Source organism: Pseudomonas urethralis (genome assembly GCF_021602465.1).
GTDB lineage: Bacteria > Pseudomonadota > Gammaproteobacteria > Pseudomonadales > Pseudomonadaceae > Aquipseudomonas > Aquipseudomonas vlassakiae.
In genome coordinates, this window is sequence record NZ_BQIJ01000003.1 from 62,808 (window position 1) to 78,049 (window position 15,242).

At 63.7% G+C, this 15,242-nt stretch carries 19 protein-coding genes; 10 read left to right on the plus strand and 9 right to left on the minus strand.

The genetic code is table 11. The features are described 5' to 3' along the window. Window positions 1–30: 30 nt before the first annotated feature. From L6D64_RS05765 to L6D64_RS05780, 4 genes are all read right to left on the minus strand, one after another. The gene (locus L6D64_RS05765) at window positions 31–372 is read right to left on the minus strand and encodes a HopJ type III effector protein (protein ID WP_176507706.1); all 342 of its coding nucleotides are present in this window, start codon (window positions 370–372) and stop codon (window positions 31–33) included. Next, window positions 365–661, minus strand: a complete 297-nt coding sequence (locus L6D64_RS05770; RefSeq protein ID WP_176507707.1) for a DUF1244 domain-containing protein — start codon at window positions 659–661, stop codon at window positions 365–367. Before L6D64_RS05770 ends, L6D64_RS05765 begins: the two co-directional genes overlap by 8 nt. 9 nt (window positions 662–670) lie before the next feature. After that, entirely contained in the window at window positions 671–1,363 is a 693-nt protein-coding gene (gene folM / locus L6D64_RS05775; protein ID WP_176507708.1) for a dihydromonapterin reductase, read from the minus strand. A gap of 76 nt (window positions 1,364–1,439) precedes the next feature. Continuing rightward, complete coding sequence (locus tag L6D64_RS05780) at window positions 1,440–2,000, minus strand: putative antibiotic biosynthesis monooxygenase (protein WP_176507709.1); 561 nt, start codon at window positions 1,998–2,000, stop codon at window positions 1,440–1,442. 218 nt (window positions 2,001–2,218) lie between these two features. Here L6D64_RS05780 and L6D64_RS05785 point away from each other — a divergent pair, with 218 nt between their 5' ends. Continuing rightward, entirely contained in the window at window positions 2,219–3,151 is a 933-nt protein-coding gene (locus L6D64_RS05785) for a MerR family transcriptional regulator (RefSeq protein ID WP_176507728.1), read from the plus strand. On the opposite strand, the gene L6D64_RS05790 is transcribed toward L6D64_RS05785, so the two are convergent. Further along, complete coding sequence (locus tag L6D64_RS05790; protein ID WP_176507710.1) at window positions 3,136–3,756, minus strand: PilZ domain-containing protein; 621 nt, start codon at window positions 3,754–3,756, stop codon at window positions 3,136–3,138. The genes L6D64_RS05785 and L6D64_RS05790 overlap by 16 nt on opposite strands. A 60-nt stretch (window positions 3,757–3,816) precedes the next feature. Further along, a complete protein-coding gene (locus tag L6D64_RS05795; RefSeq protein WP_054884720.1) occupies window positions 3,817–4,245 on the minus strand; it encodes a PAS domain S-box protein in 429 nt (142 codons plus the stop codon). Between the two features lie 106 nt (window positions 4,246–4,351). Here L6D64_RS05795 and L6D64_RS05800 point away from each other — a divergent pair, with 106 nt between their 5' ends. Beyond that, on the plus strand, window positions 4,352–4,807 hold the full coding sequence (locus tag L6D64_RS05800) for a flavodoxin (RefSeq protein WP_054884719.1): 456 nt from the start codon (window positions 4,352–4,354) through the stop codon (window positions 4,805–4,807). Here the strand turns inward: L6D64_RS05800 and L6D64_RS05805 are convergent. Beyond that, complete coding sequence (locus tag L6D64_RS05805) at window positions 4,789–5,685, minus strand: LysR family transcriptional regulator (RefSeq protein WP_176507711.1); 897 nt, start codon at window positions 5,683–5,685, stop codon at window positions 4,789–4,791. The genes L6D64_RS05800 and L6D64_RS05805 overlap by 19 nt on opposite strands. 99 nt (window positions 5,686–5,784) lie before the next feature. Between L6D64_RS05805 and L6D64_RS05810 the strand changes: the two genes are divergently transcribed. The 4 genes from L6D64_RS05810 (at window position 5,785) to L6D64_RS05825 (ending at window position 8,946) form a co-directional block, all read left to right on the plus strand. After that, entirely contained in the window at window positions 5,785–6,171 is a 387-nt protein-coding gene (locus tag L6D64_RS05810; RefSeq protein ID WP_176507712.1) for a CidA/LrgA family protein, read from the plus strand. Next, entirely contained in the window at window positions 6,161–6,847 is a 687-nt protein-coding gene (locus L6D64_RS05815; protein WP_176507713.1) for an LrgB family protein, read from the plus strand. Before L6D64_RS05810 ends, L6D64_RS05815 begins: the two co-directional genes overlap by 11 nt. Before the next feature lie 175 nt (window positions 6,848–7,022). Next, entirely contained in the window at window positions 7,023–7,928 is a 906-nt protein-coding gene (locus tag L6D64_RS05820) for an alpha/beta fold hydrolase (protein ID WP_176507714.1), read from the plus strand. Window positions 7,929–8,043: 115 nt separating this feature from the next. Next, window positions 8,044–8,946 (plus strand): SDR family oxidoreductase, encoded by a 903-nt coding sequence (locus tag L6D64_RS05825; RefSeq protein WP_176507715.1) that lies wholly within the window; start codon window positions 8,044–8,046, stop codon window positions 8,944–8,946. Window positions 8,947–9,156: 210 nt separating this feature from the next. Here L6D64_RS05825 and L6D64_RS05830 read toward each other — a convergent pair whose 3' ends face one another. Then, on the minus strand, window positions 9,157–9,939 hold the full coding sequence (locus L6D64_RS05830; RefSeq protein ID WP_176507716.1) for an IclR family transcriptional regulator: 783 nt from the start codon (window positions 9,937–9,939) through the stop codon (window positions 9,157–9,159). Window positions 9,940–10,053: 114 nt separating this feature from the next. Between L6D64_RS05830 and hmgA the strand changes: the two genes are divergently transcribed. The 3 genes from hmgA to maiA are packed head-to-tail and all read left to right on the plus strand — an operon-like array spanning window position 10,054 to window position 13,295. Further along, complete coding sequence (hmgA, locus tag L6D64_RS05835; protein ID WP_176507717.1) at window positions 10,054–11,355, plus strand: homogentisate 1,2-dioxygenase; 1,302 nt, start codon at window positions 10,054–10,056, stop codon at window positions 11,353–11,355. Window positions 11,356–11,358: 3 nt separating this feature from the next. Continuing rightward, on the plus strand, window positions 11,359–12,651 hold the full coding sequence (gene fahA / locus L6D64_RS05840) for a fumarylacetoacetase (RefSeq protein WP_176507718.1): 1,293 nt from the start codon (window positions 11,359–11,361) through the stop codon (window positions 12,649–12,651). 11 nt (window positions 12,652–12,662) lie between these two features. After that, the gene (gene maiA, locus L6D64_RS05845; protein WP_176507719.1) at window positions 12,663–13,295 is read left to right on the plus strand and encodes a maleylacetoacetate isomerase; all 633 of its coding nucleotides are present in this window, start codon (window positions 12,663–12,665) and stop codon (window positions 13,293–13,295) included. Here the strand turns inward: maiA and L6D64_RS05850 are convergent. Next, on the minus strand, window positions 13,289–14,095 hold the full coding sequence (locus L6D64_RS05850; RefSeq protein WP_176507720.1) for a SirB1 family protein: 807 nt from the start codon (window positions 14,093–14,095) through the stop codon (window positions 13,289–13,291). The genes maiA and L6D64_RS05850 overlap by 7 nt on opposite strands. 124 nt (window positions 14,096–14,219) lie before the next feature. Here L6D64_RS05850 and L6D64_RS05855 point away from each other — a divergent pair, with 124 nt between their 5' ends. Continuing rightward, window positions 14,220–15,239: a Leu/Phe/Val dehydrogenase gene (locus L6D64_RS05855; protein WP_176507721.1), complete on the plus strand. Its 1,020-nt coding sequence runs from the start codon at window positions 14,220–14,222 to the stop codon at window positions 15,237–15,239. Window positions 15,240–15,242 lie beyond the last annotated feature (3 nt).

Here is a 15,242-nt window from a genome sequence, read left to right on the forward strand (position 1 = left end):
ATGCTGGGGCCGCAAACGGCCCCGGCAATCTCAAGCCTTGCGCGAAAGTGGCTGCGCGGCGAACTTCACGCCAGCCAGGCCATGCTTGATCAGCGCACGGATGTTGCCATGGTCACTGCCCTCAGGCGTGGCCAGCACGTCGCGGTAGTGCTCGCCGAAGGCCAGCAGCGCTTCCTGGTCGTTCAGGCCTTCCAGCAGGGCCAGGCCCAGGGTTTTGCACGAACCTTCGTTCTGCCCGGCAGCATTCTCCACGCCACCGTTGTTGAAGGCCTGGGGTTGGTAGTTGTAGTTGCCGGCGATGAACGCCAAGGTATCGGCGAAGACGTGTTGGCCGCTGGCCAGGCTGCTACGCAGGGTGTTCAGGTCAGTCACGAGGTTTTCCTTGTTCAAACGCCGCTTGCTGCTCGGCGCTGGCTTCTTTCTGGTATTGGGCTTTCCACTCGGCGTAGGGCATGCCGTACACCGCTTCACGGGCATCATCCAGGCTGATCTCGACCTGGCGCTCGTCAGCGGCGGCCTTGTACCACTTGGACAGGCAGTTGCGGCAGAAGCCGGAAAGGTTCATCAAGTCGATGTTCTGTACGTCGGTGCGTTTTTGCAGGTGTTCGACCAGGCGCCGGAACGCGGCGGCTTCGAGTTCGATCTGTTGTTGCTCAGTCATGTCAGTCTCTCAGATCATGCGGTTCTTCAGGTGACGGCCACCGTTGATGACCACTTGGCTGCCGGTGCTGTACTGGCTGGCGAGCAGGTATTTGACTGTCTCGATCAGTGGTCCGGCGCCGGGTTCGAATTCCAGCAGGGCCTTTTTCAGGGTCTGCTGGCGGTAGGCCTCGTCACCGCCTTCCTTGAGGATCAGCAGGCCCGGCAAGATACCGTTGACGTGCACCTTGGGCGCGTATTTTTCGGCAAACGACAACACCATGTTCTGCAGCGCGGCCTTGGTCGCGGCGTAGCCGATGTGGCCTTTGCTGCCGCGTGAGGAGGTTTCGTCGCAGATGTGGATGATATCGGCCCTGTCGACCTTGTTCAGCAACTCGCCGAGCGCCAGGTTGAGGTGGTAAGGCGCTTCGACGTGCAGGTGGAACATGGTCTCGAGGTTGTCGAGGCCATCGTCGAGCCACAGCGAGGCGTTGTGAATGATTGCACGCAGGCCGTCATAGTTGCGCTGCAGGTGGTCGATCAACGCTTCACGGTCGGCTCTGACGCAGAGGTCGGCCTGGAACTGCACGATGTTCGGGTGCGCGGACTGCGCCTGGAGGCTGCGGCTGGCACTGACCACCGTATGGCCGGCTTGAGCCAGCTCGAGGGCCAGGGCCAGCCCGACGCGCTGGCTGGCGCCGGTGACGAGAATAGGGCTGTTCATGTGCGGGCGGTCAACTTGTCTGTCCTGTCGTTGCCGCCCAGCATACCTCAAGAATTTTCCTCTTGTACGGCTTGCCTCAATGGCTGCGCAACGCCGAGCCACTTGCCGGTGCAGCATGCAGCCAGCTGGCCAGCAAACGGGTGGACAGAGGAATGAAGAGGTAGACCATGACCGGCGTCAGGGCCAGCGTGCTGAGCATCACCCGGGGCACCAGTTCGAGCGTCGCGAGCCAATGCCCGAAGAGCACATTGAACAGCAGCGAGACCGGGAAGAAGGCCAGCCAGATGGCCACGGCCTGCTTCCAGCGCGGTGGTTTCTGCACCATATTGGCGCCAAACCAGTCGTCAATGCCGCTGACGCGCCTCTCTTTGGGGCGTTCGAACAGGCCGTTGCCCCGGGCGAGCCAGGCCCGGCGCGAGGCGGAATGCTCCCAGGCGTGCAGGGTGGGCTCGTCGCTGAAGCGGAATATGATCTGGAATTCGTCGCTGTCGCGGGGCGGTGCGAGGATGCCCGAGCCGAGGTAGCCGGGGAAGTCGGTGGCCAGCTGCTCGCCTTCGTGCAGCCAGGCCAGCAGGTCCTGGTAGCGGCCATGGGCGGCGCGGCGCGACACCATCAGGGTGACGGGTGGGGTAGACATCGTGTATCTCCTGGCGACGGGGCTGGCGGGTAGCCGGCCCCTGACTGCGTGGCCCGGGGTGGTGGGCGACGTCAACTTCCATGCAAGAATCGGGCACGCGGCGGCATCGTGGTGACAGGCTGCCTTGGCGATTGATCGCAAACGGTTGCTGGCTTGCAGCACCTGATGTCGTAGTAGAATGGCCGTTCAACTTCCGCACACAGGTCACTCCCGTGCAGATGAACAAACAGGGACGTAGCTCGGCTATCGAGGCAGGCCTGCAACACCAGGACCTGTTCCCCATCCGTGAGGTTTCCCGCCTGACCGGCGTCAACGCCGTGACCCTGCGTGCCTGGGAGCGCCGCTATGGGCTGATCCAGCCGACACGCACCGACAGTGGTCACCGGCTGTATTCCCAGGCGGATATCGAACAGGTCCGGAGCATCCTGGGTTGGCTCGAACGAGGCGTGGCGGTGAGCAAGGTCGGCGGCATTCTCGCTCGCGGCCAGGCCGTCGCCCAGGCCGTGGTATCGCCTGACAGCAGGGCACAGTGGCAGGCTCAGATACGCCAGGCGGTGAATCGCTTCGACGCGTCAAGCCTGGATCTGCTGTTCGATCAGGTGTTCGCGGCAATCGCTCTGGACCAGGTGTTCAGCGAGGTGTTCTTGCCGGTCTGGCATGATCTTGCCGCGGGGCAGGGGGCGTTCGGCCAGGCCAGCGAGTGGCTGTTCCTCGACCAGTTCCTGCGTGGCCGGGTGTTCTCCCGTTTGCAGCTCTCCCGCCAGCGGCGTGCGCGCCATGTGCTGCTGGCTCCCCTTCCCGGGCTGTGTCACGAACTGGAACTGCTGGTGACCGGCTTGCTGCTGGGCTGCGAGGACATTGGCGTGAGCCTGCTCATGCCCGGCCAGGCGCTGGAAGAACTGCCGCTGGTCTGTGAGCGCTTGCGGCCGGATGCGCTGGTGCTGTTCGCCAACCACGCGCCGACCGTCGAATTGAGCAAGCGCCTGCGGCGTCTGGCAGCAGGCCTGGAATGCCCATTGCTGTTGGCCGGTGAGGCGTCCGAGAGTGCTCAGGACAGCCTGGCGGGCAGCCCGGTTGCATGCCTCGGTGCGGAAAGTGAGCTGATGCGGCGCCGCTTGCAACAGTATCTGGCAGGTCAGCTCGATACCTGATCGTGCAGTTCCGGATGGGCCTGGCGATGGGCCTGCAGGATGTACTCACGCAGTCGGTCGATTTCTTCAGCCGGGCTGCGGCTGAGGTCGTAGGCGGCCAGGTCCGGGCCGATGCGTCGGCGCAGCCTGCCATGCAGGCTGATCGGGCTGATGCCATCCGGGGCAAAATGCAGATCGAAACGCGAGGGGGCTTTGGCCGGGCCACGCACCTCGAGCAACGCACCCTTGAACGAAATGTCCCTGACCAGCAGGCCACTGGCATTGCCCTGGGCATCCAGCAGGGCGCTGGGCTGATCCATCGTCAGGCGCCAGGGGCGCAGCGTGGGGCCGTCGTCTTCGTAGATTTCCGGTGAGCCGATCTGCAAGTGAACGGCATGGAACTCGTCTTCCACCAGTTGCAGCGGGAAGCTGATCTGCTGGTTGTTGAACTGCGCCTGCAGGGTCACCTGCTCATTGGCCACCAAGCGGGCGAGCAGTGACTGGATGTGGCGGTCGCCATTGACCAGCAGGCTCGACATAGAGTCGGCCAGGTTCAATTGCGGGGAATGCTGCATGTCCTGGATGAAGTCCAGTTCGTCCTGGGTCAGGAGCGCTTCTGCTTGCATGATCGAACTCGATGATGACGATTTCTTCAACGGGAATTGACCGTGTTCACAGCGCTTGGTTCAGGCGCGTTCGTCGGCATTCCGACGAGCGTGCATTTCGGCCAGTTCGCGCTCGAGTTCGACTTGCCGGCTGACGTCCTTCTGGATACCGATGAAATAGGTGCGCTGGTCGCCAGCGTGCCTCACTGGGGTGATCGACAACTCGTTCCAGAATGCACTGCCATCCTTGCGGTAGTTGCGCAGTATTTCACGGCAGGGGCGGCCTTCGGCCAAGGCCTTGCGGATGCGTGCGCGGCCCAGTTGATCGCGGTCATCGGCCTGCAGGAAGCGGCAATCCTGATAGAGGATTTCATCCCGGCTGTAGCCGGTCAGGCGTTCGAAGGCCGCATTCACGTAGATCAGGATGGTGTCGTCGCCTTCCTGTTCGGCGACCACGATCCCGTCGTTGGATGCGTCGACCATCGATTGCAGCAGCTGCGCGTTGATCATGTCCGGACCATTGGGGCAATGAAGGGGACTGGGGTAGAGGCGGCCTTTTGCCAGCGCCGAATGCTAGTATCCTACGTTTTAACTCAGTTTCGGAATCCTCTTCCTGATGAAAGTCGCCATTATTTCCGGTTCGGTGTACGGCACCGCCGAAGAAGTCGCCCGCCATGCCGAGTCGTTGCTCAAGGCTGCTGGCCTTGACGCCTGGCATGCTGCCCGTGCTACCCAGCAGGATCTTGAAGGCTTTGGCCCTCAGGCGTTGCTCGCGGTGACTTCGACCACCGGCATGGGAGAACTGCCAGATAACCTGATGCCGCTGTTCAGCAGCATTCGCGACACTCTGCCTGCGGCCTGGCGTGGGCTGCCGGGCGCGGTGATTGCGCTGGGCGATTCGAGCTATGGCGATACCTATTGCGGCGGTGGCGAGCAGATGCGTGAGCTGTTCGCCGAACTGGGGGTACGGGAAGTGCTGCCGATGCTGAAGCTCGATGCCAGCGAGACCGTGACCCCAGAAACTGATGCCGAGCCTTGGCTGGCAGCGCTTGTTCAAGCACTGAAAGCCTGAGGCGTTTCCTCCCGCAGCAATGTGAGCCAGGCCTGTGCTGCACGCGACAGGTAGGCGCCACGCCGCCAGATGAAGGCGATATCCCAGCGTAGATCGGTCGGCGCCTCGAGCGGCAAGCGCACCACCCCGGGGCGCTCCAGCGCTTTTGCCACCACACGGGGCAGCAGCACCACGCCCTGGCCGGCCGCGACCAGCGCCACGAGGAAATCCGCCTGGCCGCTGCGGCCACCTTCCTTCGGGGTGAAGCCTTGCTGCTGACAAGCCTTGAGCAAGCGGTCGTTGAGCACGAAGCTGCGTTGGTACAGCAGAAACGGCGTATCCGCCAACTGCTTCAAGCTCAGCGAGCCCAGCCCGGCAAGCCCATGCCCGGCCGGCAGCAGGGCATCCAACGGTTCATTGCAGAACGGCTGGTATTCGAACGCCGGGTCGCTCGGGGTGAGACTGCCGCCCAGCTCCAGCTCGCCACTCTTGACGGCCTGTTCGACGCTACGGCTGCCGCCCTCAAGTAGCTGGATGGCGATGTTCGGATGGCGCCTGCGGTATTCGGCGAACAACCCGGCGAACAAGGTATCGCTGCCCAGCATCGGCAAGCCCAGGCGCAACTCGCCACGCGCCATGTGGCTGAGGTCGTCCAGCTCGCTGAGCAGCTCCTGACGCTGGCGCAGCAGCGCTTCGCCGCGCTCTAGCACGATGCGCCCGGCTGCCGTCAGATGCAGCTGCGAGGCTTGGCGCTCAAGCAGCGGCTGGCCCACATCTTGCTCCAGCTGGGCGACTTGCTTGCTCACGGCTGACTGGCTGATGTGCAGGGTCTGCGCGGCTTGGGTAAAACCGCCGCGATGGATGACTTCGATGAAGCTGCGTAGCTGTTTGAATTCCATGGTCGCGATTCCATTGTGGAATGGCTGCCAGTCTAACAATTCGCTTTTGGCCTAGGCAGACGAATCTTAAAATGAGGGCCTGTCGAGGAATGCCCGCCCATGAAACCCGCATTACTGAAGAAAACGCTGCGCCTGCTCGCCGAGCTGGCGGTCCTGCTTGCCTTGTTCCTGTTCGGTGGCCAACTGGCCGCCTGGCTGAGTTGGCCGATCCCGGGCGGGGTGATGGGCCTTGGCCTGCTGTTGCTGCTGTTCGCCTTTGGTGTGCTCAAGCCGGCCACCTTGCAGATGGGCGCTGGCTGGCTGATGGCGGAAATGCTGCTGTTTTTCATCCCGGCACTGATGAGCCTGCTCGATTACGGCAGCCTGGTGCGCAGCGAAGGTTGGCGTATTCTGCTGGTCATCGCCGTGAGCACCCTGATGGTCATGGTGGTGACTGCCGTCACCGTGGAAGTGGTCTGCCGCTGGAGGCTGCGCCGTGAGCCTTGAACCCATGCCGCTGTTCTGGCTGGCGCTGACCTTGGCCGCCTACCTGGCCAGCCGCTGGCTTTATCGGCGCACCGGGCGCTACCTGATGTCGCCCCTGATTCTGGTCCCGGCATTGCTGTTGGCGGTGGCTGTGCCACTGCACACGGCCTACGCCGAGTATTCGCGCAACACCCATTGGCTGATGAGTGTGCTGGGCCCGGTGACCGTGGCCTTCGCCGTGCCGATCTGGCAACAGCGGGCGATGCTGGCGCGGCATTGGCCTGCGCTGCTGATGGGTATGGTGGCCGGCAGCGCGGCGTCGATCGCCAGTTCCTGGAGCCTGGCGCACCTGCTGGCGCTGGATGACGCGATCAGCCTGTCGCTGGTGCCGCGTTCAATCACCACGCCATTCGCCATGCCGCTGGCCCATGACCTGGGTGGCGTGCCAGAGCTGACGGCGGTATTCGTGATGTTCACCGGCGTGCTCGGTGCCATGTTCGGCGGCCTGCTGCTGCGCTGGCTGCCATTGCGTACACCGCTGGCGCGTGGCGCGCTGTTCGGTGTGGGCGCGCATGGTGCGGGGGTCAGCCGGGCTCGGGAGGTGGGCTGTGAAGAGGGTTCGGTGGCCGGCCTGGTCATGGTCCTCACCGGCCTGCTCAACCTGTTCGCCGCGCCATTGCTGGCGATGCTGCTATGACCGTACGTGCCACTGACTCGCTCGGTCATCAAGCTGGCTGTCAACGCAATTTTCACCTGATGGACCGGTGATTACACTCGGCCTCGATATAGAGAGCACATGAAAGTGCCGAGGTGAATGCAATGACCGCAGCCTTGCCCTATTCCGTCATCACCCCTCCACCGGGACAATTCTGATGCCTATGGCCGAGATTCCATTGCGCGTCTGGCGTACCCGGGGGCAGGATTTTTCGTTCCGGGGCCAGAGCATCCGCTACTGGACCGCAGGGCAAGGAGAGCCCCTGCTTCTTTTGCACGGATTTCCCACCGCAAGTTGGGATTGGCATTACCTGTGGGCTCCGCTGACCCAGCGCTTCCGGGTGGTTGCCTGCGACATGCTCGGCTTCGGCGATTCTGCCAAGCCGCTCAACCACCGCTACAGCCTGATCGAGCAAGCAGACCTGCAGCAGGCGCTGCTGAGCCATCTGGATATTCACCAGCCGATTCATCTGCTGGCGCATGACTACGGTGGCAGCGTCGCTCAGGAACTGCTGTCGCGCCACCACGAACAGCGTGCCGATATCGCCAGCTGCGTGTTCCTCAACAGTGGGCTGTTCCCGGAAAGCTGTCAGATCCCTAGAGTCCAGAAGCTGCTGCTCAGCCGCCTGGGCTGGCTGGTGGGGCGTTCGTTCGGGCGCGACGATCTGGTGCGCAACGTCACCCAGATCTACGGCCCGTGCACCCACCCCAGTGAAAGTGCGCTGGACGATTGCTGGAGCCTGATCGCCAGCCATAACGGTACGCGCATCCTCCACAAGCTGGTGGGCTACCAGCCTGAGCGAAGGCAGCACCGCGAGCGCTGGGTCGGGGCTTTGCAGCGCAGTGGTGTGCCGCTGCGGTTCATAAACGGCATTGCCGACCCGTTGTCTGGTGCGCAGATGGTCGAGCGCTATCGGCAGCTGGTGCCTGACCCCGATATCGTGCAACTGCAAGGCATCGGCCACTACCCGCACACCGAAGCGCCGGTGCAGGTATTGCGCCATTACCTGGCCTTTCGCGAACAGCTGCTGAGTTATCTACCGCAGAAAGTCGCCTGGTCCTGAGCCCGCGATCATCGCCTGCCGTTATCGCCCGGCATTCAGCCAGGGTGAGCTTGATTGTCCGCTTGCCTGGGCGGGCGGACAATCGATGCATTCAACCTGACCTGGAGCCTTGAGCATGAGCGAGCCGGTATGTCTGCAAGACCGTGTAGTGATCGTCACCGGAGCCGGTGGCGGCCTGGGCCGTGCCCATGCCTTGCTGTTTGCCGCACGGGGTGCCAGGGTCGTGGTCAATGACCTGGGCGGCTCGACCCATGGAGAAGGTGCCAATGCGTCGGCCGCCGACAAGGTCGTGGCCGAAATCCGCGCTGCCGGGGGCACTGCGGTGGCCAACCATGATTCGGTGGGCGACGGTGCGCGCATCGTCGAACAAGCGCTGGACAGTTTCGGCAGGGTCGATGTGCTGGTGAACAACGCCGGCATCCTGCGCGACAAGGCCTTCCACAAAATGGACGACAGCGATTGGGATCTGGTCTACAAGGTCCACGTCGAAGGCGCCTACAAGGTCACCCGGGCTGCCTGGCCACACCTGCGTGAGCAGAACTGGGGGCGGGTCATCTTCACTGCTTCAACCTCGGGCATCTACGGCAACTTCGGCCAGGCCAACTACGGCATGGCCAAACTGGGGCTGTATGGTTTGACCCGCACCCTGGCCATCGAAGGGCGCAAGCATGGCGTGCTGGTCAATGCCATCGCCCCGACCGGCGGCACGCGCATGACCGAAGGGCTGATACCCCCACAGGTGTTCGAGCGGCTCAGGCCCGAGTTGATCAGCCCTTTGGTGGTCTACCTGAGCAGTGAGCAGTGCCAGGACAGCGGCGAATTGTTCGAGGTGGGCGGTGGCTGGGTGGGCAAGGTGCGCTGGGAGCGTAGCCTTGGGGTCGGTTTCAATCCCGAGCAGGGGTTCACCCCGGAGCAAGTCGCGCAACACTGGGCGCAGATTGGTGACTTCGAAGGGGCAGTGCACCCGCAGGACAACCTGCAGGCGTTGCAACAGATGATGGCCAACCTGCAGAAATAAAAAAGGCCGCTGCAAGACGCAGCGGCCAATCGAGACGTTAGATCAAGGAGCTTCAAAATCAACGTCGGTGAACCTCGCGGGCCTGAAAGGCGGGGGGGAGAGCCCTTCATGCCGGCCAGTGAGGTAAGAATAAGCGCTTGATCCGGTGGGAAAAATAGCCGCTTGTGACATTCACCTTTACGTTTCGGGCAATAGTGCCGGGCGGGCAAGTCACGCCGCTGGCGAGTAGCCCATGCGCCAGCTGGTATCCCGCGCCGCTGCCAGCAGGCGCTGTGCGGCTGGTCCGTGTTCATCAGCGTGGAAGATCGAGGTCGGGCCGACCACGGTCATCACCGCCGCGATCTGCCCCATGGCGTTGAATACCGGGGCAGATAACGCATCCACACCGGGCATCAGAAGGCCGTGCACATGGTGCAGGCCTCGTTGGCGGATGCCTGCCAGCAAGCCTTCGTAGTCGCTGGCGCGCTGCTGCAGCACGGCCAGCTCGCGGTCACGCAGCTCGACGGTCTCACGCTCGGGCAGATGGGCTGCAAACACCAGGCCGGTGGAGGAACTGAGCAGCGGCAGCACCGAACCGATCTGGGTCACCACCGTGACTGCGCGCACGGCGGGCTCGATGCTGACCACGGTGGCGCCCTGATTGCCCCACACGGCGAGGAAGCAACTCTCGTTCAGCTCGTCGCGCAATTGCGACAGTGGCAGTGCTGCCACTTTCAGCACATCAATGCTGCCCAGCGCCGCCAGCCCCACGCGCAAAGCCTCACGCCCCAAGCCATAGTGGTTGGTGGCGGCATCCTGCTCGGCGAAACCACTGGCGATCAGCGCCTGCAGGTAGCGGTGCACCTTGCTCGCCGGCATCTGCACGTGCTCGGCCAGGCGCGACAGCGAGGTAGACGGCGACAGTTCAGCGAGGGCCTTGAGGATGTCGGTGCCGACTTCCGCCGAGCGGACTTTCTGCTTGCCGTTGTCGGCGGGGGTGCTGGCTTTGGCCATGGGTAGGAAGCTTCCGGATTTTTCGCGTCGCGCCTTTATAGCTTGACGCCTGACGGGGAGCAAATTACGTTATTCGTAATCTGATTACGACAAAAACAATATCCGGAGGCTTCGATGAACCGCGACACGTCCCCCGATCTTCAGTACCTGAGCGGTTTCGGCAACGAATTCGCCAGCGAAGCCCTGCCAGGCGCCCTGCCGGTCGGGCAAAACTCGCCGCAGAAGGCCCCCTACGGTTTGTACGCCGAACTGCTGTCGGGCACGGCGTTCACCATGGCCCGTAGCGAGCTGCGCCGTACCTGGTTGTATCGCATCCGCCCGTCGGCCTTGCACCCGCGTTTCGAGCGCCTGCAGCGCCAGCCATTGAGCGGCCCGCTGGGCGCGGTCACGCCCAACCGCCTGCGCTGGAATCCGCAGCCCATCCCCGGCGAGCCAACCGATTTCATCGAAGGCTGGCTGCCGATGGTGGCCAATTCGGCCGCCGACAAGCCGGCAGGGGTCAGCATCTACATCTATCGCGCCAACCGCTCCATGGAACGGGTGTTTTTCAATGCCGACGGCGAACTGCTGCTGGTGCCGGAACAGGGCCGCCTGCGTATCGCGACCGAACTGGGCGTCATGGATGTCGAGCCTCAGGAAATCGCCGTGATCCCGCGGGGCATGAAGTTCCGTGTCGAATTGCCCGATGGCCAGGCCCGCGGCTACATCGCCGAAAACCATGGCGCGCCGCTGCGCCTGCCCGACCTGGGCCCTATCGGTAGCAACGGTCTGGCCAACCCGCGTGATTTCCTCACCCCGGTGGCGCACTACGAAGAACTGAACGGCCCGGTGCAACTGGTGCAGAAGTTCCTCGGTGAGCATTGGGCCTGCCAGCTGCAGCACTCGCCGCTGGACGTGGTCGCCTGGCACGGCAGCAACGTGCCCTACAAGTATGACCTGCGCCGTTTCAACACCCTTGGCACGGTCAGTTTCGATCACCCTGACCCGTCGATCTTCACCGTGCTGACTTCGCCGACCAGCGTGCATGGCATGGCCAACATGGACTTCGTGATCTTCCCGCCGCGCTGGATGGTGGCCGAGAACACCTTCCGTCCACCGTGGTTCCACCGCAACCTGATGAATGAGTTCATGGGCCTGATCAACGGCGCCTACGACGCCAAGGCCGAAGGTTTCCTGCCAGGCGGTGCCTCGTTGCATGGGGTGATGAGCGCCCACGGCCCGGATGCCGAAACCTGCGAAAAGGCCATCGCTGCCGAGCTGGCTCCGCACAAGATCGACAACACCATGGCTTTCATGTTCGAGACCAGCCAGGTGCTGCGCCCGAGCGTGCAGGCACTCGACAGCCCGCAATTGCAGGCCGACTACGATAGTTGCTGGGCCACCTTGCCGAGCACCTTCAACCCGAACCGGAGATAACCCATGAACCAGACCGCCATTGCCCGTAGCTGGGTCGAGCACGCCAACGGGCACAGCGACTTCCCGCTGCAGAACCTGCCGCTGGGCATTTTCAGCCGCCCGGGTGAAGCACTGCGCTGTGGCGTCGCCATCGGCGATGCCATCCTTGACCTGGAGGCCGTGTTGGCCGCGGGCCTGTTCGCTGGCCAGGCCAAGGCAGCGGTGGAAGCCACCCGCGGTGGTGCGCTGAACGCGTTCTTCGCCCTGGGGCGTGCTGCCCGGGTGGCGCTGCGTGAGCGTCTGCTGGTACTGCTGGGCGAACACAGCGAACACCAGGCTGAGCTCAAGGCTGCGCTGTATCCAGCCAGTGAGTGCCAGTTGCACCTGCCGGCCAAGGTCGGTGACTACACCGATTTCTACGTCGGCATCCAGCACGCTACCAACGTCGGCAAGCTGTTCCGCCCCGACAATCCGCTGCTGCCCAACTACAAATACGTACCGATCGGCTACCACGGCCGCGCCTCGACCTTGCGTCCCTCGGGGGCCGAGGTGCGTCGCCCGAAAGGCCAGACCCTGCCGCCCGGCCACACCGAACCGAGCTTCGGTCCCTGCGCGCGGCTGGACTACGAACTGGAGTTGGGCATCTGGATCGGCCAAGGCAACGACATCGGCCAGGCCATCCCGATTGCCGAAGCTGACCAGCACCTTGCCGGCCTGTGCCTGCTCAACGATTGGTCGGCGCGGGATATACAGGCCTGGGAATACCAGCCACTGGGCCCGTTCCTGTCGAAGAGCTTCATCACTACGCTTTCGCCTTGGGTAGTCACTGCCGAGGCCCTGGAGCCGTTCCGCTGTGCCCAGCCGGCCCGGCCGCAGGGTGACCCGCAGCCGCTGCCTTACCTGCTCGACGAGCGTGACCAGGCCAATGGCGCCTTCGATATCGAGCTGGAAGTGCTGCTGCTCACCGAGCGCATGCGCGAGCAGGGCATGCCGGCCCAGCGTCTGGCGTTGAGCAACACCCTGAACATGTACTGGACCGTCGCCCAGCTGATCGCCCACCACAGCGTCAACGGCTGCCAGCTGCAGCCTGGCGACCTGTTTGGTTCCGGCACGCTGTCCGGTGCCTCACCCGATTCGTACGGCAGCCTGCTGGAGACCACCGTAGGCGGCAAGCAGCCGGTGGAGCTGGCCAGTGGCGAAAGCCGCAAGTTCCTCGAAGACGGTGACGAGATCATCCTGCGCGCTCGCTGCAAGCGCGATGGCGTGGCCAGCATCGGCTTCGGCGAATGCCGTGGCACGGTCATCGCGGCCAACTGAGGGAGCAGGCCATGGAGCTGTACACCTATTACCGTTCCACCTCTTCGTATCGGGTGCGCATTGCCCTGGCGCTGAAGGGCCTGGAATACCAGGCCCTGCCGGTCAACCTGCTCAAGGGTGACCAGCGCGCTGATGCCTATGTCGCGGTGAACCCGCAAGGCCGGGTTCCGGCCTTGCGCACCGATGAGGGTGAATTGCTGGTGCAGTCACCCGCGATCATCGAATACCTGGAAGAGGTTTATCCACAGCCGGCACTGTTGCCGGACGCTGCTGCAATGCGTGCCAGGGTGCGTGGTGTGGCGGCGATCATCGGTTGCGATGTGCATCCATTGCACAATGTCAGCGTGCTTAACCAGCTGCGCCAGCTGGGGCACGATGAAGCTCAGGTCAATCAGTGGATCGCACACTGGATCGGCCAGGGGCTGGCCGCCGTGGAGCAGTTGATTGGCGATCACGGTTACTGCTTTGGCGACGAGCCGGGGCTGGCGGATGTCTACCTGATTGCGCAGCTGTATGCGGCCGAGCGCTTCAACATCGACCTCAGCGGCTACCCCCGCATAGCCCGGGTCGCTGCACTGGCCAAGGGGCACCCGGCGTTCGCCAAGGCGCACCCGTCCTGCCAGGTGGACACGCCGGCTCAGTGAATCGAACGGTTCACTGCCGGTAGCTTGCCGATACGTTCGGACAGCTTGAGACGCTGAACCGGGTCGTCGGTCAGCAGCAGGGCGTGTTCCAGGTCGAAACGTTCGGCCTGCGGGCAGTCCAGGTGCTGATACAGCGTTGCCCGGGTCATGTAGTCACTGACTTGGGCCGGGCCCAGTTGCATGACCCGTTCGGCGTCGATCAGTGCAGCCAAGTGGTTGTCGTTGCTCATATGCAACTGGCGCAGGTTGCGCGAAAGACGCTGCAGTATCTGCATGGCACTGGCGCTGCGCAGGTGTTCGGCAGTCAGCGGCACATGCGGGCCAAACTGGCGCGCCAGCAGCTCGCGGCAATCCTTGGGGTACAGGCGCCGGCCCCCACAAGGGTCGAGCAGGTGGTCGGCACCGGGTACACGCAGCAGGAAGTGCCCAGGGAATGCCACGCCTTCCAGGGGTATGGACAGGCGCCGGGCCAGTTCCAGAGCGAGGATCGCCAACGCCAGGGGCTGGCCGCGTCGGCGCTGCAGTACCTTGTCCAGCAACGCCGCATGCGGCCGCAGCGGGTGGAGTTCGTCCTGCTGGAAACCCAGTGCATTGAGCTGTCGCAGCAGCGGCTGGGCCAGTTCGGATAATGGCAGCATGGGCAGGCAGGCACTGATCTGCCCTTGCAGGTTTTGCAACGTGGCAAGGCTGGCCGCAGGCTCGACCTTTCGATCATGCTCGGCGGCAATCCACAACGCAGCTTCCAGCAGGGCGACCGGCTCGCGCTCCAGGCAGGCCAGGCAGGCTTGACGTGGCTTCATGAGGGCTCTCCACACACGCTTGAGTATTAGCTGCGGGGCGTGGATTCGTCCAGTGGTCCGCCGGCGGCGCCGTACCTTGGCGCATGCCTATACTGGTAGGAGCACCTCGTTGGGGAGCCCGTCGATGTTCGCGCTGATGCAAAGCACCCGTACCCAGTCGCTGCACCTGTTCATTGACCCGCCCACTGGCCTCAAGGCCGTAGTGGCGATTCACAGCGAAAAATTGGGCCCTGCAGTGGGGGGGTGTCGCTACCTGCCCTATGCCGATGACGAGAGCGCCATGACCGACGCCATTCGCCTGGCCCAGGGCATGAGTTACAAGGCAGCGCTGGCGGGCCTGCCGTTGGGTGGCGGCAAGGCGGTGATCATGCGCAACCCGCATGTGGAAAACCGCGCGGCACTGTTCGAGGCGTTCGGCCGCTTCATCGATACCTTGCAAGGGCGGTTCATCATTGCCGTGGACAGCGGTACCTCGACCCTGGACATGGACTGCATCGCCCAGAGCACACCGCATGTCACCAGCACCACGGCCTCTGGGGACCCGTCACCGCATGCCGCCATGGGCGTGTTCGCCGGCATACGCGCCACCTCGCAGGCACGCCTGGGCAGCAGCAACCTCGAAGGCCTGCGGGTCGCTGTGCAGGGGCTGGGCAATGTGGGTTATGCCTTGGCCGAGCAGCTGCATGCGGCGGGGGCGGAGTTGCTGGTCAGCGATCTGGACCCTGGCCGCGTACGCTTGGCGGTGGAGCAGTTCAATGCTCACCCGGTGACCAATGATGCCCTGATCAGCACCCCTTGCGATATCTTCGCGCCCTGTGGCGTGGGGCCGGTGCTCAATGGCCAGACGGTGATGCAGCTGCGTTGCGCAGCGGTGGCGGGGGCGGCCAACAATCAGCTGACCACCTTGCAGGTGGCGGATCAGCTGGAGTCGCGCGGCATTCTGTATGCCCCTGACTACGTGATCAATGCCGGTGGCCTGATCTACGTGGCGCTGAAGCATCACGGAGGCGACCTGGGTACCATCACTGCGCATCTGGCGCGGATACCGACGCGGTTGACCGAGGTGTTCGGCCATGCCCAGGCGGAAAAGCGCTCCCCGGCCAGAGTGGCGCAGATGCTGGCCGAGCGCCTGTTGTACGATTGATGG